General features: G+C 69.8%; 23 protein-coding genes. 14 read left to right on the plus strand and 9 right to left on the minus strand.

Annotation, left to right across the window (positions count from 1 at the left end; all coding sequences use genetic code 11):
- Window positions 1–126: 126 nt before the first annotated feature.
- The 3 genes from BJY16_RS31535 to BJY16_RS31545 are packed head-to-tail and all read left to right on the plus strand — an operon-like array spanning window position 127 to window position 3292.
- Window positions 127–1014, plus strand: a complete 888-nt coding sequence (locus BJY16_RS31535; protein WP_185043172.1) for a universal stress protein — start codon at window positions 127–129, stop codon at window positions 1012–1014.
- Window positions 1011–2831, plus strand: coding sequence for a GNAT family N-acetyltransferase (locus BJY16_RS31540; RefSeq protein ID WP_185043173.1), 1821 nt, complete (start codon window positions 1011–1013; stop codon window positions 2829–2831). The genes BJY16_RS31535 and BJY16_RS31540 overlap by 4 nt, the downstream gene beginning before the upstream one ends.
- Window positions 2832–2842: 11 nt before the next feature.
- Complete coding sequence (locus BJY16_RS31545; RefSeq protein WP_185043174.1) at window positions 2843–3292, plus strand: universal stress protein; 450 nt, start codon at window positions 2843–2845, stop codon at window positions 3290–3292.
- A 59-nt stretch (window positions 3293–3351) separates the two neighbouring features.
- Here BJY16_RS31545 and gap read toward each other — a convergent pair whose 3' ends face one another.
- A complete protein-coding gene (gene gap, locus BJY16_RS31550) occupies window positions 3352–4368 on the minus strand; it encodes a type I glyceraldehyde-3-phosphate dehydrogenase (protein WP_185043175.1) in 1017 nt (338 codons plus the stop codon).
- Window positions 4369–4511: 143 nt separating this feature from the next.
- On the opposite strand from gap, the gene BJY16_RS31555 reads away from it, so the two are divergent.
- The 3 genes from BJY16_RS31555 to BJY16_RS31565 are packed head-to-tail and all read left to right on the plus strand — an operon-like array spanning window position 4512 to window position 8259.
- On the plus strand, window positions 4512–4997 hold the full coding sequence (locus tag BJY16_RS31555; protein WP_185043176.1) for a pyridoxamine 5'-phosphate oxidase family protein: 486 nt from the start codon (window positions 4512–4514) through the stop codon (window positions 4995–4997).
- 2 nt (window positions 4998–4999) lie between these two features.
- Complete coding sequence (locus tag BJY16_RS31560; RefSeq protein WP_185043177.1) at window positions 5000–6814, plus strand: lysophospholipid acyltransferase; 1815 nt, start codon at window positions 5000–5002, stop codon at window positions 6812–6814.
- Entirely contained in the window at window positions 6811–8259 is a 1449-nt protein-coding gene (locus BJY16_RS31565) for a bifunctional HAD family hydrolase/lysophospholipid acyltransferase family protein (protein ID WP_185043178.1), read from the plus strand. Before BJY16_RS31560 ends, BJY16_RS31565 begins: the two co-directional genes overlap by 4 nt.
- 3 nt (window positions 8260–8262) lie before the next feature.
- Here BJY16_RS31565 and BJY16_RS31570 read toward each other — a convergent pair whose 3' ends face one another.
- From BJY16_RS31570 to BJY16_RS31575, 3 genes are read right to left on the minus strand one after another with little or no spacing between them, the layout of a single operon-like run.
- Window positions 8263–9651 carry a long-chain-fatty-acid--CoA ligase gene (locus BJY16_RS31570; RefSeq protein ID WP_203759004.1) on the minus strand — a complete coding sequence of 463 codons (1389 nt, stop codon included), beginning with the start codon at window positions 9649–9651 and terminating at the stop codon, window positions 8263–8265.
- Entirely contained in the window at window positions 9636–9767 is a 132-nt protein-coding gene (locus tag BJY16_RS47705; RefSeq protein ID WP_260418331.1) for a hypothetical protein, read from the minus strand. The genes BJY16_RS31570 and BJY16_RS47705 overlap by 16 nt, the downstream gene beginning before the upstream one ends.
- A gap of 19 nt (window positions 9768–9786) precedes the next feature.
- A complete protein-coding gene (locus BJY16_RS31575) occupies window positions 9787–11205 on the minus strand; it encodes a WS/DGAT/MGAT family O-acyltransferase (RefSeq protein ID WP_185043179.1) in 1419 nt (472 codons plus the stop codon).
- 154 nt (window positions 11206–11359) lie between these two features.
- On the opposite strand from BJY16_RS31575, the gene BJY16_RS31580 reads away from it, so the two are divergent.
- The 3 genes from BJY16_RS31580 (at window position 11360) to BJY16_RS31590 (ending at window position 13881) form a co-directional block, all read left to right on the plus strand.
- A complete protein-coding gene (locus tag BJY16_RS31580) occupies window positions 11360–12298 on the plus strand; it encodes a patatin-like phospholipase family protein (protein WP_185043180.1) in 939 nt (312 codons plus the stop codon).
- Between the two features lie 269 nt (window positions 12299–12567).
- Complete coding sequence (locus tag BJY16_RS31585; protein ID WP_185043181.1) at window positions 12568–13377, plus strand: L-2-amino-thiazoline-4-carboxylic acid hydrolase; 810 nt, start codon at window positions 12568–12570, stop codon at window positions 13375–13377.
- 114 nt (window positions 13378–13491) lie between these two features.
- Window positions 13492–13881, plus strand: a complete 390-nt coding sequence (locus tag BJY16_RS31590; protein ID WP_185043182.1) for a helix-turn-helix domain-containing protein — start codon at window positions 13492–13494, stop codon at window positions 13879–13881.
- 25 nt (window positions 13882–13906) lie between these two features.
- On the opposite strand, the gene BJY16_RS31595 is transcribed toward BJY16_RS31590, so the two are convergent.
- A complete protein-coding gene (locus BJY16_RS31595) occupies window positions 13907–14197 on the minus strand; it encodes a hypothetical protein (protein WP_185043183.1) in 291 nt (96 codons plus the stop codon).
- A 72-nt stretch (window positions 14198–14269) separates the two neighbouring features.
- A complete protein-coding gene (locus BJY16_RS31600; protein ID WP_185043184.1) occupies window positions 14270–15304 on the minus strand; it encodes a zinc-dependent alcohol dehydrogenase family protein in 1035 nt (344 codons plus the stop codon).
- A 255-nt stretch (window positions 15305–15559) separates the two neighbouring features.
- Here BJY16_RS31600 and BJY16_RS31605 point away from each other — a divergent pair, with 255 nt between their 5' ends.
- The 3 genes from BJY16_RS31605 (at window position 15560) to BJY16_RS31615 (ending at window position 18289) form a co-directional block, all read left to right on the plus strand.
- The gene (locus BJY16_RS31605) at window positions 15560–16426 is read left to right on the plus strand and encodes a universal stress protein (protein ID WP_185043185.1); all 867 of its coding nucleotides are present in this window, start codon (window positions 15560–15562) and stop codon (window positions 16424–16426) included.
- A 250-nt stretch (window positions 16427–16676) separates the two neighbouring features.
- The gene (locus tag BJY16_RS31610) at window positions 16677–17522 is read left to right on the plus strand and encodes an ATP-binding protein (protein ID WP_185043186.1); all 846 of its coding nucleotides are present in this window, start codon (window positions 16677–16679) and stop codon (window positions 17520–17522) included.
- A complete protein-coding gene (locus BJY16_RS31615) occupies window positions 17519–18289 on the plus strand; it encodes an STAS domain-containing protein (protein WP_185043187.1) in 771 nt (256 codons plus the stop codon). The genes BJY16_RS31610 and BJY16_RS31615 overlap by 4 nt, the downstream gene beginning before the upstream one ends.
- A 10-nt stretch (window positions 18290–18299) precedes the next feature.
- Here BJY16_RS31615 and BJY16_RS31620 read toward each other — a convergent pair whose 3' ends face one another.
- Together BJY16_RS31620 and BJY16_RS31625 are read right to left on the minus strand one after the other, a co-directional pair.
- On the minus strand, window positions 18300–19298 hold the full coding sequence (locus tag BJY16_RS31620; protein WP_185046766.1) for an IS481 family transposase: 999 nt from the start codon (window positions 19296–19298) through the stop codon (window positions 18300–18302).
- A 123-nt stretch (window positions 19299–19421) separates the two neighbouring features.
- Window positions 19422–19595 carry a transposase gene (locus tag BJY16_RS31625; RefSeq protein ID WP_185043188.1) on the minus strand — a complete coding sequence of 58 codons (174 nt, stop codon included), beginning with the start codon at window positions 19593–19595 and terminating at the stop codon, window positions 19422–19424.
- A 79-nt stretch (window positions 19596–19674) separates the two neighbouring features.
- Here BJY16_RS31625 and BJY16_RS31630 point away from each other — a divergent pair, with 79 nt between their 5' ends.
- Together BJY16_RS31630 and BJY16_RS31635 are read left to right on the plus strand one after the other, a co-directional pair.
- Window positions 19675–20748 (plus strand): tyrosine-type recombinase/integrase, encoded by a 1074-nt coding sequence (locus BJY16_RS31630; protein WP_185043189.1) that lies wholly within the window; start codon window positions 19675–19677, stop codon window positions 20746–20748.
- Window positions 20745–23156 carry a tyrosine-type recombinase/integrase gene (locus BJY16_RS31635; RefSeq protein WP_203759002.1) on the plus strand — a complete coding sequence of 804 codons (2412 nt, stop codon included), beginning with the start codon at window positions 20745–20747 and terminating at the stop codon, window positions 23154–23156. The genes BJY16_RS31630 and BJY16_RS31635 overlap by 4 nt, the downstream gene beginning before the upstream one ends.
- A 524-nt stretch (window positions 23157–23680) precedes the next feature.
- Here the strand turns inward: BJY16_RS31635 and BJY16_RS31640 are convergent.
- A complete protein-coding gene (locus tag BJY16_RS31640) occupies window positions 23681–24433 on the minus strand; it encodes a hypothetical protein (RefSeq protein ID WP_185043190.1) in 753 nt (250 codons plus the stop codon).
- Between the last annotated feature and the right edge of the window lie 88 nt (window positions 24434–24521).

Here is a 24521-nt window from a genome sequence, read left to right on the forward strand (position 1 = left end):
CTCCTCTGGTTCTCCTTCCTCCACCGTGGTCCCCGCCGGACCCCGCGAGTAGGGACTTCCGGCCCTGATCGGCGGGCATCGACCGGCATGACGATGGCAGGAGAAACCGTGGAAAGCGAGGACCCCATGCGGACACAGACCGTCGTCGTCGCGGTCGACGGCACCGATGCCAGCCGCGCCGCGATCAGGTGGGCCACGGCCGAGGCACAGCGCCGTGAGCGCCCGTTGCGAGTGGTACACGTGATGGACTGGAACTGGGGCGGCGCCCGCTTCGACGTCGCCGGGCACGAGTATGAGACCGCCCGCCGGCACGCGGACGCTCTGGCCGCCGGCGCCGCCCGGCAGGCCCGGGACATCGCCCCGGAGCTCGACGTCGACGAGGACGTGCTGATCGGCGACGCGGCCGCACAACTGATCATCGAGTCGGAGTCGGCCGAGCTGATCGTGCTCGGGCACCGCGGCCACGGCGGCTTCGCCGGACTGCGGCTCGGGTCGGTCAGCCAGCGCGTCGCCACCCACGCCCACTGCCCGGCGGTCGTGGTGCGCGGCAACGACGAGAACGACGCCCGCCCGGTCATCGCCGGGGTGGACGACTCGGCCGCCGCGGACGGCGTGCTGGAGACCGCGTTCGCCGCGGCACACCAGCGCGGAGTGCACCTGGTGATGATCCGCTCCTACATGCCGCCGTTCCCGCACTATCATGGCAGCCTTCCGCCGGCCCAGGTGCACACTCCCGCGCAGGATGCCGCCGAGCACACCCGGCTGGCCGAGCAGGTGGCCCCCTGGCAGTCGAAATACCCCCAGGTCAGGGTGGAGATGCTGGTCTCGCACGACAGTGCCGCAGCGGTGCTGGTCGGGGTCTCGCACACCGCTCAGCTCGTGGTGGTCGGCAGCCGCGGGCACGGCGTGATCGCCGGAACGCTGCTCGGCTCCACCGGGTTGCAGCTGTTGCATCACGCCGAGTGCCCGGTGCTGATCGTCCGCACCGGCAAGAAGCACGGCCCGGCCCGATGAGCACCGGCCCGGTGGACGCGCTCACGACGGACGGCGGGATCGTCTCGATCCGGCCGGTGACGCCGGGCGACCGCCGGGCCGTCGCCGAGATGTACGCGCAGGCCGCGCCGCAGAATCTCCGCCTGCGGTTCTTCACCTGGCCGACCCCGGCGACGCTGGCCGTCGAGGTCGACCGGCTGTGCCGACCGCAGTCGTCACACTTTTTGGCGATGGCCGCCTACCAGGGTGACGAGCTGGTCGGCGTGGCCTCCTGCGACCGCGACGGCGACGAGCCGCGCGGCGAGTTCGCCGTGTTCGTCGCCGACCGGCACCACGGCCGCGGGATCGGCACCCTGCTGCTGGAGCATCTGGCCGCGCGGGCCCGCCGGCACGGCATCACCGAACTGACCGGCGAGGTGTTGCCCAGCAACCTCGCCATGTTGCAGGTCGCCAAGGATCTCGGGCCGGACAGCCGGTCACACCTCGACCGCGGCATCGTGGACGTCGTCCTGGACAGCAGCGACGCCGCGGCCGACCAGCGTAATCGGATCGCCGAGCAGGCCTCGCTGCGCGCCGTGTTCGCGCCGGCCGCAGTCGCGGTGGTGGGGGCCGGGCAGCGCCCGGGCGGCGCGGGCCATGAGGCGTGCCGCGCCCTGCAAGACCACCGGTTCACCGGCCGTCTCTACGCGGTCAACCGCAGCGGCGCCCCGGTCGGCGCCGTCTTCGCCTACCGGCGCCTGGCCGACCTGCCCGAGCCGGTGGACCTCCTGGTCGTCGCGGTGCCCCCGGATCAGATCAGCGGGGTGCTGCGCGACGGCGCCGCGGCCGGGGCCCGTGCCGCCGTCATCCTGAACTCGCTCGGGCCGGACGCCGGCGGGCAGCAGCGAAACGACCTGCTCCGACTGGCCCGATCGCTCGGCATCCGGCTGGTCGGTCCGAACAGCCTGGGGGTGCTCAATACTCGTCCGGCGAATCGCCTGCATGCCGGGCTGTTCCCGGTCATGCCGCCGCCCGGGCAACTGGCGGTGGCCACCGAGTCCGCGGCGGCCGCGCTCGCCCTGATCGAGAACGCGATCCGGACCGGCTGCGGGATCTCGCAGTTGGTGTCGCTCGGCGACAAGGCCGATGTCGGCGGCAACGACCTGATCGCCTACTGGCACGACGACCCGGAAACCACGGCCGTCGCCCTGCACCTGGCGTCATTCGGCGATCCCGCCCGGTTCACCCGGATGGCACGCGCACTGTCGCTGCGCAAACCGGTGCTGGCGGTGCGTGATCCTCGGGCACCGGCGGATGTGGACGCGATGTTCGCACGCGCGGGGGTGGTCCGTACCGAAAGTCTGGGTGACCTGATGGACGCGGCCCGGATGCTGACCGGCCAACCGCTTCCCGCGGGCAACCGCATCGCCGTTGTCGGCGACGCCGGCGGCCTGACCGATGCCGCGCACACCACCGGGATCCATCTGGATGCCGGCGCGTCGCCGGCGTCGTTCGCGGCCGCCGCCGACGCCGCGGCACGCAGCGGCGAGTGCGACCTGCTGCTGCTGGTGGTCACCGGCACCCGGGCCAGTCCGGCCGGGAAGGTCCTGGCCGCGCTGGGCCCGGTGGCCGATCGGCATCCGCGGCTGCCGATCGCCGCCGTGGTGCTCGGCGCCGAGGACACCCCCGCGCGGCTCGGCCTGCGTGGCGCGCCGGTCTACGACCTGCCGGAGCGGGCGTTGCGGGCGATGGCGCACGCCGCCGGTTATGCCGCCTGGCGGCGGGAGACGCCCGCCGACCCGCTCGGCACCGAACCCGAACCCGGCCCGCGCAGGCTGCGCGGACCGGCCGGTCCCTGAAGGAGGGAGACATGAACAATCATCTGATCGTCGTCGGCGTGGACGGCTCCGACGGCAGCCGCCGCGCTCTGGAGTGGGCGGCCGGCGAGGCCGCCGGCCGGGACACCGCGGTGCGGGCGGTGATGGCCTGGTACTGGGACGGCATCGAAGCGGACGTGCTCACCGCGACGTCCCCCGACGAGCAGCGGCGGCAAGCCGGCCGGGTGCTCGATCGTCAGGTTCAGGCGGTCAAAGCGGCGCAGGGCTCGCACCTGCCGATCGCCGCCGACCTGGTCGAGGGCAGCCCGGCCGATGTGCTGACCGCGGCGGCTCGCGGCGCTGACCTGCTGGTGCTGGGCAGCCACGGACACGGCCGGCTGCACCACTCGGTGCTCGGCTCGGTGAGTGAGGCGGTCATCCGCAAGGCGACCTGTCCGGTGGTGGTGATCCCTACACCGGTTCCGGTCAGCACCCCGGAATGAACTCTGCTGACGCGGATGGCCGGCGCCCTGATCGGGCGCCGGCCGTCCGCGTTCTCCGGTCAGGCTTTCGCCGCCGCCATCATGCGGGTCAGATCCACCAGGCGGTTGGTGTATCCCCACTCGTTGTCGTACCAGCCGAACACCTTGGCGAAGGTGCCCTGCGCCTGGGTCAGCCTGGCGTCGAACACGCAGGACGCCGGGTCGCCGACCACGTCGGTGGAGACCAGCGGCGCCTCGGTGTAGCGGATGATGCCGTGCAGCGGACCGGCCGCCGCCGCGGCGACCGCCTCGTTGATCTGCTCCGGGGTGGCCTCCTCGGTCAGGGTCAGCGTGAGGTCACTGATCGAGCCGTCGACCACCGGCACCCGCAACGCCACGCCGTCCAGCTTGCCGTCCAACTCGGGCAGGACCAGGCCAACCGCCTTGGCGGCGCCGGTGCTGGTCGGGATGATGTTGACGGCCGCGGCCCGGGCCCGCCGGGCGTCCTTGTGCGGGGCGTCCAGCACGTTCTGGTCGTTGGTGTACGCGTGCACCGTGGTCAGGTAGCCCCGCTCGATCCCGAACGCCTCGTGCAGCACCTTGACCAGCGGCGCCACGCAGTTCGTGGTGCACGACGCGGCCGACACGACGAGGTGCTGGGCGGGGTCGAAGGTGTCCGCGTTGACCCCGGGGACCAGGGTGGCGTCGACTTCCTTGCCGGGCGCCGAGATCAGCACCCGGCCGGCGCCGGCCTTGAGGTGCAGCGCGGCGTCGTCGCGGGCGCGCAGCTTCCCGGTCGCCTCGATGACCAGGTCGACACCGAGCTCGCCCCAGGGCAGCGTGTCCGGGGTGCGCGAGGCGAAGGTCGGGATTCGGTGCCAGCCGACGATCAGCTGGTCCTCGTCCCGGCCGACCTCGGCCTCCAGCCGGCCGAAGGTGGAGTCGTATTCGAGCAGGTGCGCCAGGGTGGCCGTGTCGTACAGGTCGTTGACAGCCACCACCCGCAGGCCGCTGTTGACCATGTCCTTGGCGGTCAGCCGGCGCAGGAAGTTACGGCCGATCCGGCCGAAACCGTTGATCGCGATGCGGTAGGTCATCGTTGTCCTCCCTTTCGTCCTCTCCCTTCAGCGTCGTCCGGACAGACGGGCACGGGCAGGGACGAAAGTCCCGCCGGGAGGCGGCGGCCGCCCCCTCCGCCGGGGCGCCGGACCGGCCTACCTTGACGGGAGGGAGGTCTCCGATGTCCGCTCCGAGCGCACAGCAGATCTGGAAGACCCTGGCCCGCCGATCGTTCGCCGTGCTCAGCCACGTGACGCCAGCCGGGGAGCCCCGCTCGAGCGGGGTGGTCTACACCGTCAGCGGTGACCGGATGTTCGTGGTGGTCGCCAAGGACAGCTGGAAGGCCCGGCACATCGCCGCCCATCAGCTCGTCTCGGTGACCGTGCCGGTCCGGCGTGGCGGCCTCCTGTCGCTGGTGGCGCCGATTCCGCCGGCCACCGTCAGCTTCCCGGCCGTGGCACTCGTGCACTCCGGCGAGATCCTGGCCGAGCTGCCCCGGCTGGCCGCCGTGGTGCCCCCGGAACGCCGGGCCTCCTGCACGGTGCTGGAACTGCGCCCGACCGGTCACTACGTCACCTACGGCATCGATGTGCCGCTGCTCAGGATGCGCGACCCGGCCCGGGCCCGCGCGCGGGTGGCGGTCCGGGACAGCGTCCGGGAGGGGTAGCCATGATCACCGAAATTCTGGATCGGACCGGCGTGACCGCCGACCCGGCCGAGGTCAGGCAATTGCTGGCCGCGCCCGCCTTCACGGCACAGCTCGACGAACTGGCCGAGACACTCCGGCGTGATCCGGCGCTGGTGCGTGCCGAAGCCGCCGGCTACCTGCGGGAGATGGGCGCCACCCACACCCGGCGGGCGGTCGACGACTGGGGGCGGATGAGCCGCTGGCTGGCCCGGGCCCACGAGTTGGTGCTGGATCCGGAGCAGCTGCGCCGGCTGCGGGTGCTCGACGCCGGCCAGTCGCTGCTGTTCCCGTTCTCGCACCGGTCGTACCTGGACGGCATCACCGTGCCGGCCGCGGTGTCCCGCGGCGGCATCTCGCCGTCGTTCGTGCTGGCCGGCGCGAACCTCGACGTGTTCCCGTTCAACCACCTGTTGCGTCGCTCCGGATTCGTCTACGTCCGCCGGTCCACCACCGACCTGCCGGTCTACCGGCTGGCGCTGCGCGCCTATCTGGCCGAACTGCTCCGCAACCGGCGCAACCTGTGCTGGTCGATCGAGGGCGGCCGGACCCGGACCGGCAAGCTGCGACCACCCACGTACGGGGTGCTGCGCTATCTGGTCGACGCGCTCGACGCCGAACCCGGCATGCGGGCCCTGATCGTCCCGGTGTCGATCGTCTACGAGCAGCTGCACGAGGTCGGACTGATGACCGACGAGGCGCGCGGGATGCGCAAGCATCCGGAGGACCTGCGCTGGCTGTGGAACTTCGGCCGTTCGCAGCGGGAGCGGTTCGGCCGCGCGTACCTGGAGTTCGGCGAACCCATCACCCTGCAGGACCGGCTCGCCGAGCTGCGCGCCGACGACCCGGCCGGTTCGCACGTCGTGGAGCGGGTCGCCCTGGAGACCTCGCATCGGATCAACCGGGCCACGCCGGTGACCACCACGGCCGTGGTGTGCCTGGCGCTGCTGGCCGCCGATCGGGCGCTGACTCTCGACGAGGTGCTCACCACGGTCGCGCCGCTGGCCCGGTACCTCACCCGGCGCGGCCGGCCGGTGGCCGGCGCGGCGAATCTGACCGACCGGGCAACCATCCGGCGAACCTTGGACGACCTGGTGCGATCCGGCGTGCTGGACGGCTACGACGAGGGCACCGACGCGGTCTGGCGGATCGCGCCCGGCCAGCACCTGGTCGCCGCGTTCTACCGCAACAACGCGGTGCACTTCCTGGTCGACCGCGCGATCGGCGAGCTCGGCCTGGCGGCCGCCGCGGAGGGCGGTGAGAACGGGCTGCGCACCGCGCACCGGGAGACGCTGCGATTGCGCGACTTGCTGAAGTTCGACTTCTTCTTCCCGTCCCGCGCCGAGTTCGCCGAGGAGATGACCACCGAGCTGGCGCTGGTCGACCCGAGCCAGGCCGCCGGTCTGCACGAATTCACTCCGGGCGACGCCCAGCGCTGGCTGGAGAACGCCCGGCCCCTGGTCGCGCACCTGGTGTTGCGCCCGTTCCTGGACGCCTACCAGGTGGTGGCCGACCGGCTCGACGCCACCGACGAGTCGGAACCGTTCGACGAGGGGCGTTTCCTGGCCGAGTGCCTGCGGGTCGGCCGGCAGTGGGCTCTGCAGAAACGCCTGGCCAGTGAAGAGTCGGTGTCGCTGGAGCTGTTCAAGCCGGCCCTGCGGCTGGCCCGGCACCGCGATCTGGTCGAGTCGGCCGGTCCGGATCTGGGCAAACGGCGCGCCGCCTTCCTGGCGGAGATCCACGAGACACTGCGGCGGGTGACCGTGATCGCCGCCCTGGCCGATCAGGAACGGTCATGAACGTCACCGCCGCCGACGTGATCGAGGCCGTTCGCACCGGACCGGGCGGACCGCGGATCGGCGCCTTCTTCGACCTCGACGGCACCCTGGTGCGCGGTTACACCGTGGCCTCGCTCTACCAGGACCGGATCCGCCGGTTCCAGGCCGGTCCGGCGGAGCTGGCCCGGGTGCTGTTCGCGGCGCTCGACGGCTTGGCGCGCGACGGCGACCCGGAGGCGATCGGCCGGGCTGGTTTTGCCACGCTGCGCGGCATGCGGACCGACGAGGTGGCCGCGATCGGGCAGCGGGTGTTCGACGAGCGGATCGCCGGCACCATCCGGCCGGAGGCCCGCGACCTGATCCAGGCCCACCTGCGGCGCGGCCACACGGTCGCGGTGGCCTCCTCGGCGACCCGGTTGCAGATCGAGCCGCTGGCCCGCGACCTGGGCATCCCGCACATCATCTGCACCGAACTGGAGGAGACCGACGGCGTCCTCACCGGCCGCAGCACCACCGATCTGGTGTGGGGCGAGCGCAAGGCCGCGGCGGTGCGAGCCTTCGCCCGCGGCGCGCGGATCAATCTCCGACAAAGCTTCGGGTACGCCAACGGCGCCGAAGATCTCGCGTTCCTTGCCGAACTCGGCCGGCCCTACCCCTTGAACCCCCATCCGGGACTCGCCGAGGCTGCCGCCGCACACGACTGGCCGGTGCTGACGTTGCGCGAGCCGAAGTCGCCGACCCTGTGGGCCGGGCTGGGCACACTCGGGGCGCTGACAGCGGTCAATGTGGCGCTGGGCGTGGGGATGACCTACGGTCTGCTCTCCGGTGACCGGCGGCGGGGCGCCAACCTCGGCCTCGAACTCGCCGCCGACACCGGCCTGGCCCTGGCCGGGGTGAAACTTCACGTGACCGGTGCCGAGCACCTCGAGCAGGCCCGGCCCGCGGTGTTCGTGGCCAACCACCAGAGCACCTTGGACGTGCTGGTGCTCGGCGCGCTGCTGCGGCACGACTTCACCGCGGTGACCAAGCGGGAGGCCCGGTTCGACCCGCGGATGCTGGTGATCGGCGCGTTCCTGGACCCGGCCTGGATCGACCGCTCCAACCTGGCGAACGCCAAGCACACCCTGGATCAGGCGGTGGCCCGGCTCCGCGGCGGCACCTCGATCCTGGTGCTGCCGGAAGGCACCCGGATGCCGACGCCCCGGCTGGGCCGGTTCAAGAAGGGCGCGTTCCACCTGGCCATGCAGGCCGGCGTCCCGATCGTGCCGATCGTGCTGCGCAACACCGGCGAACTGGCCTGGCGCCGCTCGATGCTGGTGCACTCTGGAACCGTCGACGTCGCGGTGCTCGACCCGATTCCGACCGCCGGCTGGACCGTGGACGAGCTGGACAAGCGGATCACCGAGCTGCGCGACCGGTTCGCCGACACCCTGGCCGACTGGCCGGTCAGCGCAGCTGGTTCGTGAGACTCAGCGCAGTTCCTTCTTGAGGACCTTGCCGGCGCCGCTGAGCGGCAGGCTGGCGCGCAGCTCGACCAGGCGCGGGTACTTGTAGGACGCCAGCCGGTCCCGGCAGTAGCCGATGACCTCGGCGGCCGACAGCGCGGTGCCCGGGCGCGGGACCACGAACGCCTTGACCTCCTCGCCCAGCCGCTCGTCGGGCACCCCGATCACCGCGGCGGTCAGCACGCCAGGGTGCCGGTGCAGCACTTCCTCCACCTCACGCGGGTATACGTTGTAGCCGCCCCGGATGATCAGCTCCTTCTTCCGGTCGACGATGAACAGGTACCCGTCGTCGTCGAAGTAGCCGAGGTCGCCGGTGTGGAACCAGCCGCCCGCGAACGCCTCGGCGGTGGCCGCCGGGTGCCCGTGGTAACCGCGCATGGTGTGGTAGCCGCGGGTGACGATCTCCCCCACGTTGCCGGGCCCGGGCGGCAGCCGCCGGCCGTCCCCGTCCCACACCTGTGCCTCCACGCCCCAGACCGGACGGCCGACGCTGTACGCCCGCCGGTCCTGCTCGCTGACGTTGAACGAGATGGTGGCGGCGGTCTCGGTCATCCCGTAGCCCTCCAGGATCGGCACCCGGTAGCGGCGTTCGAAGGCGTCCAGGACTTGCGCCGGGATGGCGTCGCCGCCGGAGATGCAGACCCGCAGCGACGAGGTGTCGTAGCGGCCGTCGTCCGGCTGGGCGAGCAGCGCGGTGAACATGGTCGGCACGCCGTCGAAGATGGTGGCCCGGTCGCGGGCGATCGCGCCGAGCACCGCCTCCGGGGTGAAGCGCGGCACCAGCGACAGCGCGGCGCCGAACCGGATCCCGACGTTCATCGTGCTGGACATACCGAACACGTGGAACAGCGGCAGCACGGCGATCACCACGTCGTCCGGGCGCAGCTCGAACAGCCGGCCGGGAATGTCAGCGTTCATGTAGAGCTGGAAGTTGGTCAGCTCCGCGCCCTTGGGCTGCCCGGTGGTACCGGAGGTGTAGACGATCGCGGCCACGTCCTGTGGCTGCCGGTCGGCAAGCGGGAACGCCGCGGAGATCGGGGTGGTGAGGTCGGCGAACGGGCGCAGCGGGTGGTCGGCCGGCGGCCCCGCCGCGTAGCACTCGGTGACCCCGGCCTCCGCCGCGCCCTTCGCGGCGTCGCCGGCAAAGGCCGACCAGGTGAGCAGCAGCTTCGCGCCGGAGTCGGCGAGCTGGAAGGCGATCTCCGGGGCGCGCAGCAGCACGTTGAGCGGCACGACGACGCCACCGGCCTTGAGGATCCCGAAGTACGCGATCGGGAACTCGGGCACGTTGGGCAGGTGCAAGGCCACCCGGTCGCCCGGCCGGACCCCGCGGGCGGTCAGGGCGGCGGCCACCGCGTCGAACGGGCGTCCAGCTCGCCGTAGGTGATCACGCCCTGGTCGGAGAGGATCGCCGGCGCGCCCGGACGGGCGGTCGCCGACTCGCGCAGGATGACTGCCAGGTTCAACATCGTCGGCTCCATTCGATGGTCAGGCCGGCTCGCGGGCGGCCGCCGTCCCCGGCCGGCTCCGCGGCCGCTTGGCCCGCGCCCGGTGCAGCGCGGCCAGCTCCACGGTCAGCCAGTGGGCGAGGTCGTCGGCCTCCGGCACCGAGGCGTAGTCGGTGGTGATCCCGAAGGCGGCCTGGTCGGTGTAGGTGAAGGCGGCCACCCCGACCCGCATCCGTTCGCCGATCGGGACGTACGGCAGGATCTCGCGGATCGGGCGGCCCAGGATGTAGAGCGGCTTCCGCGGGCCGGGCACATTGGTGGTCACCGCGGAGAGCGCGCGCTGCGGCAGGCGCAACGCGGTACGGATGATCAGAGACACCGCGGCGAACGGCTCGTGGTCGGCCAGGTCCACGATCCCGCTGACCGCTTCCACCTCATGGGCCTTGCGCAGCTCGGCGATGCGCTCGTGCACCGCGGTGAGCCGATCGAGCGGACGGTCCAGCTCGACGGGCAGCTGGACCAGCAGCGAGGCGAGCCGGTTGTCCAGCTGGTTCTGCTGGTCGGCGCGACGCATGCTGACCGGCACCAGGGTGCGGACCGTGTACGGATCAAGGTCCTCACCGCGCGCCAGCAGCAACCGGCGCAGCGCGCCAGCGACCGCCGCCAGATAGACGTCGTTGACCGTGACGCCGTGCTTGTGGGCGGTCTCGGTGAGCTTGGCCAGCGGGACGCGCGTGAGGGCATACCGGCGGGCCTGCCCGATCGGACCGAGCAGCGGGGAGGGTGTGGCCGGCACGAAGCCCTCGGCCAGCACGGCGAGCCCACCGGCAGCGTGGCTCGTGGCGGCCGGGGCGCGCAGCATGTTCCACCACAGCAGGACCTGTTCGTACGGGAACCGGGCCAGGGTGGCCAGCGCGTCCAGCGAAAGGTTCAGGTCGCCGCCGGCCCGTGTGGGCACCCATTCGTCGGCGACCGGGGGCAGCGGTTCCGGGCCGGTATCGCAGATCAGCCGGTACAGCTCGTTGCCGGAGACGCCGTCGATCATGCAGTGGTGCACCTTGGACAGCAGCGCCCAGCGGTCCCCGGCCAGCCCTTCGATGACCCAGTCCTCCCAGAGCGGGCGGTCCCGGTCCAGCCGCTGGCTCATCACCCGCCCGATCAGGTTGGCCAGTTCGGCGTCGCCGCCGGGGGCGGGCAGGGCGGTGCGTCGAAGGTGGAAGCCCAAGTCGAAGTCCGGGTCGTCGACCCAGAGCGGACGGCCCAGGTTGAACGGCACCCGGCGCACCTTCTGCCGGTAGCGCGGCACCAGCGGCAGCCGGCCCCGGATCGCCGCGGTGAACTCGTCCTGGCTCGGCGCCGGCCCGTCCAGCACGGCGACCGACGAGATCGCGAGCGAGGCATGCGGGTCCTGGTCCTCGGCGTCCAGGAAGGACGCGTCCAAAGGGCTCAAATATTCCATGACACACCCCTGTCGATCACACTGAGTCACCGTCACCCCACGATGTCTCCGTGCGTCCTGTTTAAGACAGGGCCAGACGTCCTCTCTCCGGGATTCACGCGTGCAACCATGGGGTATTCAGGGGGAAGCGGCAGCGTGAAGCCAGGTGGTTCTCATGGCGAAGAAGAAACGGGTGGCTCTGGTCCTGGGGGCTGGCGGCACGCTCGGCGCGGCCTGGATGATCGGCGGCCTCGCCGCGATCCAGGATCGGGTCGGCCGTCCCCTCGCCGAGGCGACCACCATCATCGGCACCAGCGCCGGCAGCGTCGTCGCGGCAGCGATCCGGCACGGTTTCACACCCGACCAGCTGGTGGCCCATCAGCTGGGCGAGACCGGTGCGGCGTTACCGAGCACCGACGAGTTCGAGCGCGACTCCGGCATCTGGCCGTCCGCGCCCCGGTGGCGGCTGGGATCCGCTCGGATGCTGGCGACCGCGGCGCTGGCGCCGCACAGCGTGCACCCGCGCGTGCTGGCCTCCGCGCTGCTGCCGGAGGGCCGCTCCGAGCATCACACAGTCCGCCGATATGTGCAGGCGCTCGTCGGCGACACGCCGGACCGATGGCCCCGGCAGCACACCTGGATCGTCGGTGTCGACTACGAGGCGGGCCGGCGCATCGTCTTCGGGCGCGCCGGCAGCCCGCCGGCCCGGTTGCCGGACGCCGTCGTCGCCTCCTGCTCGATCCCCGGCTGGCACCGTCCCGCGGTGATCGGCGGCCGCCGCTACGTCGACGGCGGGGTCCGCTCGATCGCCTCGGTCGACCTGCTGCGGTCCGAGCCGTACGACGAGGTGTATGTGCTCGCCCCGATGGCCAGCTCGGAGACCGACCGGCCGTGGCATCCGGCGGTGCGCGCCGAGCGCATGGTCCGGCAGTTGCTCGCCGCCGAGCTGCGCCGTGACGTGGCCAAGGTCGAGCGCACCGGTGCCCAGGTCACGGTACTGACTCCGGGACCGGCGGACCTGGACGCGATCGGTGCCAACCTGATGGACGGGCGGCGACGCGCCGCCGTACTCGGGACCGCTCAGCAGACCATCCCGGCGGCTCTGGCCGCCTAGGCCGCGAGACCTATCGCGGAACGGGGCGCTCGGGGTAGTCGTCCGGCGACAGCGGGACCTGGCCGAGCTGTCGGTGAAGGATTGAATCTCGGTCTTCTGGGCCGGTGTCCTGGCTGCGATATCGTGAACGGGTCATTTGTTCAGCGCCGGTGGTTGGTGGAGCGCGCTGGTCTGTTCGCGTGTCTGCGGCAGGCTGTTCGCCCTGTGCCCATCGGGTGCGGCGGTGATGGTCGGTCACGGGCATGCCCTGACCGGAAGGTCCACCACGGATGTCTTCTCTCACCTCTTCTCCTGCTGGCTCCGCCGATGACGGATCCGGCCGTTCGGTTGCCGACGGCGCCGGTGACGCGCCGGGTTGGGTTCGTGATCCGGACGCCGACAGCCGCGCCGTCGTCGCAGCCTTCTTCGACCGGTTGGCTGACGACCTGGCTGCGCGGGGTGTCGCCGCGGGCGTCTGCGTCGATCTGCTAGGCGGGATCCAAGTGCGATCCGGCCGGCTGAGCGGTGACAGTCCGGTGCCTGCGTCGGATGCGCCGGCTCGTTACAACCGTCGCTACACCGCCGCGGTGCTGGCGGCGTATGAGGTGTTGTCCGCCGCCGGGGCGGACGGCACACCGGGGATTCCCGCTGGCGCTGAGTTGACCGGGTTGTTGACCGCGGCTTTCGTGGAACCGCTCGGCGAGCAGGTGGCTTCGGGGACCCGGGCGATGCTGGATGCTGCTGCCGATCCGTTCGCCGCGATGGTCGCCGTGGCCCGGCAGCGTGAGACTGACGACTTCGGCGCTGAGTTCGAGTTCAGTCATCCGGTCGACGACGAGCACCAGTTCGTCGCCAAGGTGCACCGGTGCGGGTACCACGAGTACTTCCGTGCTCACGGGACGCCGCAGTTGACCCCGGTGTTATGTGCGTTCGACGCGAACTGGATCAGTGCGATCGCTCCAGAGCGGCATGGGTTCACCTTCGCTCGGCCGGCCACCATCGGCCACGGCGCGGCGAGTTGCCCGTTCGACTTCCGCCGCACCGCTGTGGTGGAGCCGAGCGTCGACCGGGCCGCCGACGCTGGAACGGGTGTGGCATGACGACCTGAGCCCCGAGCGCGCCGAGGTCCTGTTCGCCGGTGTCGGTCCGGCGTGGCTGACTGCCGCCGTAGCCTGGAGCAGAGGGCGCCGTTGCGGTATTAGGCTGCGGGAACTATGGCGGAACAGGAAGCCCGGGTGCCGCTCGGGGAAATCATCCGGCGACAGCGGGAGCTGGCCGAATTGTCGATGCGCCAGCTGGCGTCCATGGTGGGCATCTCCAACCCGTACCTGTCGCAGATCGAGCGTGGCCTGCGTGCACCGTCCGAGCGAGTGCTGCACGCGATCGCCACGTCCCTGCGGACCACGGCAGACGCGCTGATGGCCGAGGCCGAGCCGGCCGAGCCCGGACCGGCGGCGGTACTCGGCGCCATCGCCGGTGATCCGAACCTGACCGCGCGGCAACGCCAGGCGCTCGGCGAGGTCTACACCGCCATGGTGGAGGTGACGCTGGCCCGCCGGGCCCGGGAGCGGCGGGCCGGCAACGGGAAGCGGCCCGGGGGGTGAGCCCCGGGCCGGCGTGGACAGCTGATTACCGCAGGATCTGGCGGGCTGTGCGGACGTAGGCCGCACCGACGTCCTCGATGAGCCCGGCGCTCACGGTGAGCGCGTTCTTCGCCCACGGGTACGGCGTGATCTTCGCTGCGTCCTTCTCGAACGCGACGATGTCGGCGATCCCGCGCTCGTAGACGTTCACCGCGAGGGTGCCGATCTCGCGGCCGAGCTGGCGGGTGCGCTCGCGGCGCTTGTCCGCGGCGGCCGGCTTGACCAGCTCCACCGCTTTGGCCGTCTCGGCCTTGGGCCGGGTGGTCGTGGTGGTCATCGCAACCTCCCTTCTCGACTCTCAATTAGCACGTTAGCCGCTCGCTGCTAACACCGTCAGGGTCGTTGGTCCTCACCTCAGCAGCACTTTCAGCGCGCCGCTGGTCGCCGCATTCGCGAACACGTCATAGGCCCGTTCGAACTCCTCCAGGCCGAATCGGTGCGTGACCATCGAGGTGACGTCGATCTGCCCACCGGCCAGCATGTCCAGCAACCGCGGCGTCGAGGAGGTGTCGACCAGTCCGGTGGTGATCGTGACGTCGCTGATCCACAGCTCTTCCAGGTGCAGGGTGGCCGGTTTGCCGTGCACCCCGATGTTGGCGATCCGGCCGCCGGGGCGGACCAGGCGCTGGCACAGCTCGAACGTCTCCGGTACGCCCACCGCCTCCATCACGACGTCGGCACCGAGCCCGCCGGTCAGGCTGCGGATCGCGCCCAGCGGCACCTGCTCCGGCGTCAGCGTCATGTCGGCGCCCAGGTTCTTGGCCGACTGCAGCCGGCTCTCCGCCTTGTCGATCGCCACCAGGTGCGCCGGGGAGAACAGCTGCGCGGTACGGATCGCGGCCAGGCCGATCGGTCCGGCGCCGACCACGACCACCGTGTCGCCCGGCCGGACCCCGCCGTTGAGCACGCCCACCTCGTACGCGGTGGGCAGGATGTCGGCCAGCAGCACCGCGGCGTCGTCGGGCAGCTCACGAGGCAGCCGATGGGTGGACAACTCGGCGAACGGGATCCGGGCGTACTCGGCCTGCACCCCGTCGATGGTGTGGCCGAGCAGCCAGCCCCCGCCGCCACGGCACTGCCCGTAGCGGCCCTCACGGCAGAACCGGCAGGCCCCGCACGCCGAGATGCAGGAGGCCAGCACCCGGTCGCCGGCGCTGAGCCGGGTCACTCCGGCGCCGGTCTCCACCACGGTGCCGACCGCCTCGTGCCCGAGAATCCGGCCGGGCCGCACCTCGGGCACGTCACCGCCGAGGATGTGCAGGTCGGTACCGCAGATGGTGACCGCGTCGACGCGGATCACGGCATCGCGCGGGTCACGAATGATCGGGTCCGGGACGTCCGTCCAGGAACGGGCGCCGGCTCCCTCGTACACAAGTGCCTTCATGGTCTTCTCCTTCGCCCTTGAAGGAATCCGTCCACCTCAGCCTGCGCCGCGGCGGGGCAGCCGGACAGGGCCGAATGGCAGCGATCAGGACCTATGACACTGTCCGGCGGCGCGACGCGGAGCGACGCTGAACTCAGGCGCTTTCCCGCCGCCGGTTTCACCGAGAGGTGGCCGGTGAGCCACCAGACCCACCGTCGTCAAGACGGGCACCCGGCGGCGGGAATCCGCCGCGATCCGGGCGAGGAGGTGGCCCCGATGCTGCGAAAGATCATCGTCGGGTACGACGGGTCCCCGGCCGCCGGCGACGCCCTCGCCTGGGCGCTGGACGAGGCGGACCGCACCCGCGCGCCGGTGGAGCTGATCCACGCCGACGACTGGCCGGCATGGACGCCGGTCGGCGATCCGTCCTCCGGCTCGCCCCCGCCGGACAGCTCCGTCGTCGAGGTGATCGGCGGCATGATGGAGCGCGCCATCACCGCCGCGAAACGAACCCATCCGATGGTGGACCTGAGCGCCAAGACGGTCCATGCCGTTCCGGCGCAAGCGTTGATCGACCGGTCCCGCCGGGCCGCGCTGGTCGTGGTCGGCGGTCGCGGGCACAGCGCGGTGGCCGAACTGCTCGGCTCGGTCAGCTCGGCGGTCAGCGCGCACGCCCACTGCCCGGTCGTGGTGGTCCGCGGCTCGCCCGCGTCGTACGCCGCGGTGGTGGCGGGAGTGGACGACTCCCTGCTCGCCTCGCCGATCCTGGATCTCGCCGCGGCCCAGGCGTCAGCTCACCGGGTGCCGCTACGGGTGATCCGGGCCTGGGCGCCGGCGACCAGTATCTGGCAGGACGGCAAGGTCACGGCCCTCGAACTGATGGAACGTGAGCGGGGACCGTTCGACGCGTTGGTGACGGATCTGCGCGACATCCATCCGAACCTGAAGATCGAGGCGGAGGCGCTGGTGGAGCATCCGGCAGCCGCGCTGACCCGGGAGAGCGCCGGTGCACGGCTGGTGGTGGTCGGCAGCCGTGGCCGTGGCGCGGTTCGCGGGCTGGTGCTCGGCTCGGTCAGCCAGCACCTGCTGCGGCACAGCACGTGCAGCGTCGCGGTCATCCACGACACCCTGATGCGTGCCTGAGATCCTGTCTTTCAACCTGTTTTCGCAGTTGAGCGCATGTCTTCCAAGAGGGCTTGCGTCGCGGGCGTTTCGCCTGCCGTCACGGTGACGCCTTTCCGAACGTATGGGGCCGGATTCCGACCTCGGCGGACTGTCGGGTTCGTCTGATTAACGGTTTTTGGAATGATTAGCGGGATAGGTGAGTCGCGGCCGGAGTGAGTTCGCCTGGCGTTTGAAGGCCCGGCCGGTGACGGCGGCTAACGTGAAGGGCGTGGGCCTCGACGAGCCGCCGAGCGGAATTAGAGAAGAGGCTGTAGCCGTGCGGAACTTGCTTCTGGTGGCTCAGACCTCACGGCTGAGCTGCACCAATGATCCTGAGCAGGCGTTGACCAGCATTGCCGTGCGCGGGCAGTGGGACGCTGACATGCGCACGGAGGTGGCGCGGGTACTACGAGCAAGTGTGGCGGAGACCCCGCGGGCGGTGCTGGTGGATGTCAGCGATCTGGGTGATCCGGGCGGTGAGTCGGCGTCGACGTGGCAGACAGCGGCCCGGTTCGCGGCGGAGAACCGGATACCGACCAGGGTGATCGTGTGTGCGGCACCGCTGCGGGTGCGGGCCCGACTCGCGGCGGATACGGTGGCGTACGAGGTGACCGTGGCCGACAGCATTACGGCCGCGCGGGGTCTGCTGGGCCCGTTCCGGGGATGGAACCATCCCCACATCAAGCTGCGCCTGCCACCGGAGCCTGGTTCGGTGGTCGCGGCGCGGACACTCGCCGGTGAGGCGTGTGTGACCTATCACTTGACCCATCTGATTCACCCGGCGCGTCTGATCGTGTCGGAGTTGGCCGGCAACGCGGTCGAGCATGCGGGGACCGATTTCGAGGTGCGGGTGTCGGTCCGCGGTCCGTTGCTGCATCTGGCGGTCCGTGACGGGGACCCGCGGCTTCCCCGGCTAATCGAGGCCGCGCCGGGGCCGGCCTGGCAGGCCGTACTTGCGCGAGGCTGCGGGCTGCGGGTCGTCGCCGAGGCGGCCGCGGAGTGCGGTTCCCTGCCGTGCCCCGGGGGCAAGACCGTGTGGGCGACGCTCGCGATCGAAGGGAGACCAGCACCATGAGCGAACCCGGTGGCCACGACATTCCCCGGCTGCACTTGGCCGTCGAGTCCACCACGGATTGCTGCACAGTGACGCTCAGCGGTGAACTCGACCAACTCACGGCCCCGTCACTGGTGCAACTGCTGGACAACGCCGCCAGCGGTATCCCGCACCTGGTCCTGGACGTGGCGCAGCTCAGCTTCTGCGATCTTGCCGGCCTGCGTGCCCTGCTGCACGCACACCAGACCGCCAGCGAACGCGGCCTCGCCCTGGCCGTACGCAACCCGCCCGCGCATGTCATGTGGCTGCTACACATCACCGGCACTACGGATCATCTCCTCGGCGACCGGGTCACCATCGGCGACGAGATAGATGTTGGCACCGGCGACCAACCGACACGCTGGCCCAGCACGACCGACGCCACCCGTGCGTCACTGCGTGACCCTGATACCAGGCAGGTCCCGACGGACAACGCTGACGATCGGGATCGCCGCGCCGACGATCGGGATCGCCGCGCCGACGAGCGGGATCGCCGCGCCGACGAGCGGGATCGCCGCGCCGACGAGCGGGATCGCCGCGCCGACGAGCGGGATCGCCGCGCCGACGATCGGGATCTACTCGATCAGGAACGCAGACGGCTCATGGAAGAACGAGCACACCGGGTAGGTGAGCATCAACGGTGGGAAGACATCCGCGAAGACCTTGCCAACATCAGAGAACGCGACCTCGAACGACGCGAAGCCGCGGACACGAAACCACCTCTGCAAGACGGTCCGCGAGAACCTTGACGAGGCTGAGCTAGGTGTGCTGTCCAGGGACGTTGGTCAACCTGGTGATGGGTGGCAGGCCGCCGGTGGCGGTGTGGGGTCGATGGTGATTGTAGTGATGCAGGAAGGCCGGTAGGGCCTTCCTGCGGGCCTGTTCCGAGTTGTAGTGCCGGGCGATGGCCCATCCCTCGGTCAAGGTGCGGTGAAACCGCTCTACCTTGCCGTTGGTCTGCGGCCGGTACGGGCGGGTCTTCTTCGCGGTGATGCCGAGGTCGACGCAGGCGTCACGCCAGGCGAACGATTTGTAGGCCGAGCCGTTGTCCGACAGCACCCGTTCGACGGTGACGCCTCGGTCAGCGAACCAGGCGACGGCGTGGCGTAGCACGTCGATGGCGGTGACGGCTTTCTCGTCGTCGCGGATCTCGGCGTAGGCGACTCGGGAGTGGTCATCAACGACGGTATGCACGAACGCGGTGCCCATCTGCGGCTCGTAGACCTTGTTGCGGACGCCGGTGCGCCGGGCGGTCGTCTGCCGGTTGCGTTCGCCTTGCAGCCGGCCGACGTAGCGCCATCCGCCGCCGTCGGGGATGTTGCCGTACTTGGTGACATCCACGTGCAGCATCGCCCCGGGATGCGGGTGTTCGTAACGGCGCACGGGTTCGCCGGTGACCCGGTCGATATGGCTGAGCCGGTTGAGCCGACAACGCAGCAGGACGGCGTGCACGGTCGAGGCCGGTAACCCGAGGCGTCCGCCGATCTGTACCGGGCCGAGACGCTGTTTCCACCGCAGGTGCACGATCTTGCGAACCGTTGGTCGTGGGGTCCTGGCCGGGCTGCGATGCGGCCGTGACGAGCGGTCCTGCATACCGTCGGCACCGGCTTCGGCGTAGCGGTCGGCCCAGCGTTTCGCGGTACGCCACGACACCTCGAAACGCCTTGCTGCCGCGGCGATCGACCAGCCGTCGTCCACGACCAGACGTGCCAGGCGCAGACGTGCGCGAGGGGTCAAAGCAGCATTACGGTGAGGCACGAAGGCCTCCTGGTTGCCGGAGCGGTTCCTAGACAGCTCCACTCCACAACCGGAGGCCTTCACCCGTCCAGACCTCAGATCAGGTCGTCACACAACCTCGACCAACCTCCCTGGACAGCACAGCTAGGCCGCCTTCAGCACCGACGGGTCTGCCTTGACTCTCTTCGCTCTACTGATCCGGCGGGTCATGAGGGTGATGTTGGCCCAGGTGATGTGGGCCTCGGCATGCTCGGGCAGCCGTTCGTAGTCGCGGGAATTTCGGCGGGCACGCATCAGCCAGGACAGTGACCGCTCCACGATCCACCTACTAGTTACGTGGAATCAGCTGGCAGGAAGATTCTTGCTTGCCGTACGACCACGGAACTGAGGTGAGCTGTTGAGCGCTGAAACGGTGTTGCAGCACAAGTGGCCGGTGCTCGAGCGCCACGAGCGGGCCGCCGAGTGGCTGCAGGTCTGGACCGATCTCGGCCGGGCACCGAGGACAATCGACGCCTATGCGCGCGGCCTCGCTGAGTACCTGGCGATGTGCGACCGCACGGACGTGGACCCGCTCACCGCGAACCGCGCACACATAGCCGTGTACGTGCGAGAGCTGACGTCGCGTCCCAGCCACCGCGGCGCCAACGTCATCTCAATCGACTCCGGCTCGGGCCTGGCCAACGCCACCATCCAGCAGCGGCTGGTACCGGTCCGGCTGTTCTACGACTACTTGATGGAGGAAGGGCTGCGAGAGTCCAACCCGGTCGGCCGCGGCCGCTACACGCCGTGCCGGCGCCGGGGCGGGCACGAGCGCGGACTGGTCCCCAGAGTGACGAAGCTGCCGTGGATCCCGACCGAGCAACAGTGGCTCGCGATTCTGGACGTCGCCGCGGCCGAGTCGATCCGCAATCGCGTCATGCTCGCCCTGGCCTACGACGCGGCGCTACGGCGAGAGGAGCTGTGCTCACTGCGCACCGACGACCTGGACCCCGCGCACCGCACGCTGCGCGTGCGGGCGGAGACGACGAAGAACCGGTTGGAGCGGGTCGTGCCGTACTCGGCGCCGACCGGGGTCCTGCTCTCGGGGTATCTGGCGCACCGAGCAACGATCAGCCGGGCCCGCGGCCCGCTGTTTCTGTCCGAATCGCGGCGCAATCACGCCCACCCATTGAGCTTGTGGACGTGGTCGAAGGTGATCCGGCGCATCGCGCTCGCCGCCGAGATTCCCCGGTTCTCCACCCACACCACGCGACACCTGTGCTTGACCGATCTGGCCCGGATGGGCTGGGAGTTGCACGCGATCGCCACCTTCGCCGGCCACCGCAACACCGAGTCGACGCTCACCTACATCCACCTGTCCGGCCGGGACCTCGCTGCCAAGCTCAACCGCGGTATGGAGCAGATCCATGGCTGGCGCGTGACGATGCTGGCCCGCCTGGGCGAGCCCGCCGACGGGGCGGCCTCGCGATGACCGCACTGTTCCAGGCGTCCGCCGTCGCGACGGACGCGGCCCGGTCCTGGCCGTGGCCAGTCCGCCCGGACCGCTACGACCGGCGTCCCGAGCTCACCGACGCGGAACGAGAGGCACTTGTCTGCTTAGGGACGGACCTGCGCCGACGCCCTGGTGGCTACGACGCCCAGGCCTTTCACTGGCAGGCCGTGGGGCGGTTGCTCCGCCCGCTCGACGACGTGCGCTCATCGCTGTGGTGTCCCGATGACGGCTGGTACCGCCGTGGTGCCGACGACGCCATCGCCCTGATTCTCCTGCGCTCTGTCGAACACGGCCGGACGGTCTGGACCTGGTCGACCGAGGATTGGCTTGCTCTGATCGGCAGCAGTGCCAGCCAGTTCGCCGCGAACGCGCCAGGATGGGCCGGGAAGACCGCGCGCCCATATCTTGCCTCCTACGCCTACCTGCTCAGCGGCTTCACCGAGTTCGACCGGCTGGGCCGTTTCCAGCGCCTGCCGCTGGCCTGGCGCGTGTTCGGCAAAGATCGCGTCGACGAGACGCAACAGCAGGTGGCGCACGTGCTTCGCGGCTGGGGCTATCAGATTGAGGACGACGTCGACTCCCGGATCTCTCCGGTCCTGTGTCAGGCGCTCCTGCTCAACCGCAGCCCGATGCTGCACGATCTGACCACCGAAGCGTTCCACCGGATCCGGCAGCACCCTGACATGCCCGAGCGGTATCTCGGCGCCCTGTACGGGATCCAGCGAGCAGCGGCCGCCCTCGGCCACTGCTCCTCGCCGCCGCCTCCGAACCGCCAGCGGATGCCCGCCATCGAGGGCGCCTCCAGTTCGTGGACCGAATGGCTCGAACGCTGGCACACCACCTCCACGTTGTCGCCCAAGGTCCGCAACAACCACCGCTCCGTGCTGTCGAAGGTCGGACGCTGGCTCTCCACCGAACACCCGCAGATCACAGAGCCGACGCAATGGACCCGGCAGATCTGCGCGGCGTGGGTCGCCGCGGTCGACAACCTCCGGGTCGGCGACTACGTCCAGCAGCTCGCCGCCCACGAGAAACGGGCGGGCCAGCCGGTCACACCACACACCAAGGCGGGCTACCTCACCGCGACCCGGGTGTTCTTCCGTGACCTGCAGGAATGGGAGTGGATCCCCCGCCGGTTCGACCCCCTACGCGCCCTGTCCACGCCCAGAACTATCCACGCGATGCTCGGACCCGATCCCCGCGTCATCGCCGACGACATCTGGGCCAAACTGCTGTGGGCCGGACTCAACATCGAACCCGAAGACCTGCCTACCAGCCTCAACAGCCTGCGCTACCCGCTCGAACTGCTCCGGGCCCTATCGCTGACCTGGTTGTTCAGCGGCCTGCGCAGCAACGAGATCGTCCGCCTCCGCGTCGGCTGCGTCCGCTGGCAGCACGACGGCTTCCCGATCCCCGGAGACTCCGACGAGGTGCTGGCCCGCGACGCGGTCTGCCTGCTCGACGTCCCCACCCACAAGACCGGCACCTCGTTCACCAAACCCATCGACCCGATCCTGGGCAAGGCAATCGAGACATGGCAGAACCTCCGGCCGCAGCAACCCCGCATGTTGGATCGCAAGACCAGCGAGCACGTCGACCTGCTCTTCGCCACGAGAGCCCGCCGAGTCGCCAACACCTACCTCAACGGCACGATCATCCGGGCACTCTGCCGCAAGGCCGGCGTCCCCACCGCCGATGTCCGCGGCAACATCACCAGCCACCGCGCCCGGTCAACCATCGCCAGCCAGCTCTACAACGCCAAGGAACCCATGACCCTGTTCGAGCTGCAAGCCTGGCTCGGCCACCGCAGCCCCGATCCACCCAGCACTACGCGAAGATCACCCCAAACACACTGGCCAGGGCCTACAACGACGCCGGCTACTTCGCCCGCAACGTCCGCACCATCGAGGTCCTCGTCGACCGCGACGCCGTCACCAGCGGCGCCGCAGCTGCCGGCGAGCCCTGGCAGTACTACGACATGGGACACGGCTACTGCACCTACACGTTCTTCGAGCAATGCCAGCACCGCATGGCCTGCGCCCGCTGCGACTTCTACACGCCGAAAGCGTCATCCAAGGGCCAGCTGCTCGAGGCCAAAGACAACCTCCAACGCATGCTGGCCAGCATCCCACTCACCGACGACGAACGCGCCGCAGTCGACGACGGCCAGGCCGCCCTCGACAAGTTGCTCGAACGGCTCGTCGACGTCCCCACCCCGGCCGGCGCCACCCCGCGACAGATCGGAGCGCCTGGCACAGCAGCCCTGCTCCCGATCCTCGCCATCACGAAACGCCGTGACGATGAGTAAGCGTGAGGGGGTAAGGCGCCGCCATCTGCCAGCTCGTTCTTCTGCCGATGATAGGGCGTTCGCCAAACGCCTGAATTGATACCGCCCTTACGGAGGTCAGGGGACAAGACCGTAGCCGCTCGCAGTCTCGCATGCGATCAAGACCGATATTACGGGGCCCAGTAAAACCCCAGCTGCCGTGATCCTGCGCAGGTTGACAAAACCGTGCAGGAATACACAGAAGGATCATCCAAAAAACACAGCTGATAATTGCGATGATGATGGGGTGGGCGCTGAACGCAGGATCGTCGGACTTTAGGCAGGGCTTGCTCGAATCGGGTTCACTACTGCAATTTGCTTCGAATCGAGTTAAGAAGTATGTCCCTCGCACGCACCCTAGTAGCAGGAATACAACCATCGCGGCGGTCCCGAGGGCAAGAGGAGCGCGTCTCGGTGGCTCCGGGAGGCGCCCCGAGTGACCGATACCTGGCGAGGAGATCATTAAGGCTACAATAGCCGCCGAACCGATCCCCCGCAGGAAATCAGTTCGATGTTCTCGCTTCTGCACAGTCGCCGACTTGCTGAACTGCCGATGTGAGATGGTTGTTGGCGGTTTCGGATCGGTCAGGTCGAGGCGCGAATCTTGAGTTCAGCTCGTGTACCTTCCGCGTATTCCCGCAGGATATCCAATGCCTCATTTCTGTCATTCCGAGCGGCGTTGGCCACGCGGACCACATCCTGAACCAGCTTTCCGATCCACGGACTCTCTCCGGCGTGCACGGTGGCCAACGCCTGAATGGTGTCGACTATCGGCAGCGCCTGATCAAGATCATCGGTCAGAACCCGCAGATAAAATAATGCTTCAAGATCTCGTACGCTCTCCGGATTATCCTGTACTTTCCGCTCCACGAGAGCGACGCAACTCGTCAACGAATCATGCTGTTCGAAAAACGGCATCGCCACATCGACGATCCGCTCGTGGAACTGTTCCATGACGGGCCCTGCATCCTCCAGGGATTCCGGCAGCACCCAAGCCTCCCAGCCTGCGGCACGTTGAAGATCAATAGAGGAGATCCCGCTAAAAGCGCGGAACGGCCGCACCAGGAGTTGTGTCAGAGCGACAACACTGAAGTGCCGTGAGCCCGGCCGGGTAGACATGACCAGTCCCGGCCACAGCCACTCGAAGGGAACCGGGTACAGCAACGCCCCGTGGGCCTGCCATCGGCCGTTCAGCCGTGGCAAAACATATCGCTTGACCGCCCGGTGCCATTCCAGTGACTTCACGTCCTCACCACCTTCGCTGCTTTCAGTCAACACCCCCAGACCTGGTTTGGCTGCTTCTTCGAGAAGCGCCCATGGATTGGGGGCGGCTCTCACAGTGTTACCCGAGCGCGAGATGATGCTGTGATTTGCTTATTCGTACGGACGGTTCCGTCACCCGATAATGAACAGATGTGCGAAGCTG

Source organism: Actinoplanes octamycinicus (genome assembly GCF_014205225.1).
Classification (GTDB): Bacteria; Actinomycetota; Actinomycetes; order Mycobacteriales; family Micromonosporaceae; genus Actinoplanes; species Actinoplanes octamycinicus.

What these genes read in the sequence shown, in the direction of transcription:
- BJY16_RS31535 (WP_185043172.1), top strand. Translation starts at nt 127, where the DNA reads ATGCGGACACAGACCGTCGTCGTCGCGGTCGACGGCACCGATGCCAGC.
- BJY16_RS31540 (WP_185043173.1), top strand. Translation starts at nt 1,011, where the DNA reads ATGAGCACCGGCCCGGTGGACGCGCTCACGACGGACGGCGGGATCGTC.
- BJY16_RS31545 (WP_185043174.1), top strand. Translation starts at nt 2,843, where the DNA reads ATGAACAATCATCTGATCGTCGTCGGCGTGGACGGCTCCGACGGCAGC.
- gap (WP_185043175.1), bottom strand. Translation starts at nt 4,368, where the DNA reads ATGACCTACCGCATCGCGATCAACGGTTTCGGCCGGATCGGCCGTAAC.
- BJY16_RS31555 (WP_185043176.1), top strand. Translation starts at nt 4,512, where the DNA reads ATGTCCGCTCCGAGCGCACAGCAGATCTGGAAGACCCTGGCCCGCCGA.
- BJY16_RS31560 (WP_185043177.1), top strand. Translation starts at nt 5,000, where the DNA reads ATGATCACCGAAATTCTGGATCGGACCGGCGTGACCGCCGACCCGGCC.
- BJY16_RS31565 (WP_185043178.1), top strand. Translation starts at nt 6,811, where the DNA reads ATGAACGTCACCGCCGCCGACGTGATCGAGGCCGTTCGCACCGGACCG.
- BJY16_RS47705 (WP_260418331.1), bottom strand. Translation starts at nt 9,767, where the DNA reads ATGTTGAACCTGGCAGTCATCCTGCGCGAGTCGGCGACCGCCCGTCCG.
- BJY16_RS31575 (WP_185043179.1), bottom strand. Translation starts at nt 11,205, where the DNA reads ATGGAATATTTGAGCCCTTTGGACGCGTCCTTCCTGGACGCCGAGGAC.
- BJY16_RS31580 (WP_185043180.1), top strand. Translation starts at nt 11,360, where the DNA reads ATGGCGAAGAAGAAACGGGTGGCTCTGGTCCTGGGGGCTGGCGGCACG.
- BJY16_RS31585 (WP_185043181.1), top strand. Translation starts at nt 12,568, where the DNA reads ATGTCTTCTCTCACCTCTTCTCCTGCTGGCTCCGCCGATGACGGATCC.
- BJY16_RS31590 (WP_185043182.1), top strand. Translation starts at nt 13,492, where the DNA reads ATGGCGGAACAGGAAGCCCGGGTGCCGCTCGGGGAAATCATCCGGCGA.
- BJY16_RS31595 (WP_185043183.1), bottom strand. Translation starts at nt 14,197, where the DNA reads ATGACCACCACGACCACCCGGCCCAAGGCCGAGACGGCCAAAGCGGTG.
- BJY16_RS31600 (WP_185043184.1), bottom strand. Translation starts at nt 15,304, where the DNA reads ATGAAGGCACTTGTGTACGAGGGAGCCGGCGCCCGTTCCTGGACGGAC.
- BJY16_RS31605 (WP_185043185.1), top strand. Translation starts at nt 15,560, where the DNA reads ATGCTGCGAAAGATCATCGTCGGGTACGACGGGTCCCCGGCCGCCGGC.
- BJY16_RS31615 (WP_185043187.1), top strand. Translation starts at nt 17,519, where the DNA reads ATGAGCGAACCCGGTGGCCACGACATTCCCCGGCTGCACTTGGCCGTC.
- BJY16_RS31635 (WP_203759002.1), top strand. Translation starts at nt 20,745, where the DNA reads ATGACCGCACTGTTCCAGGCGTCCGCCGTCGCGACGGACGCGGCCCGG.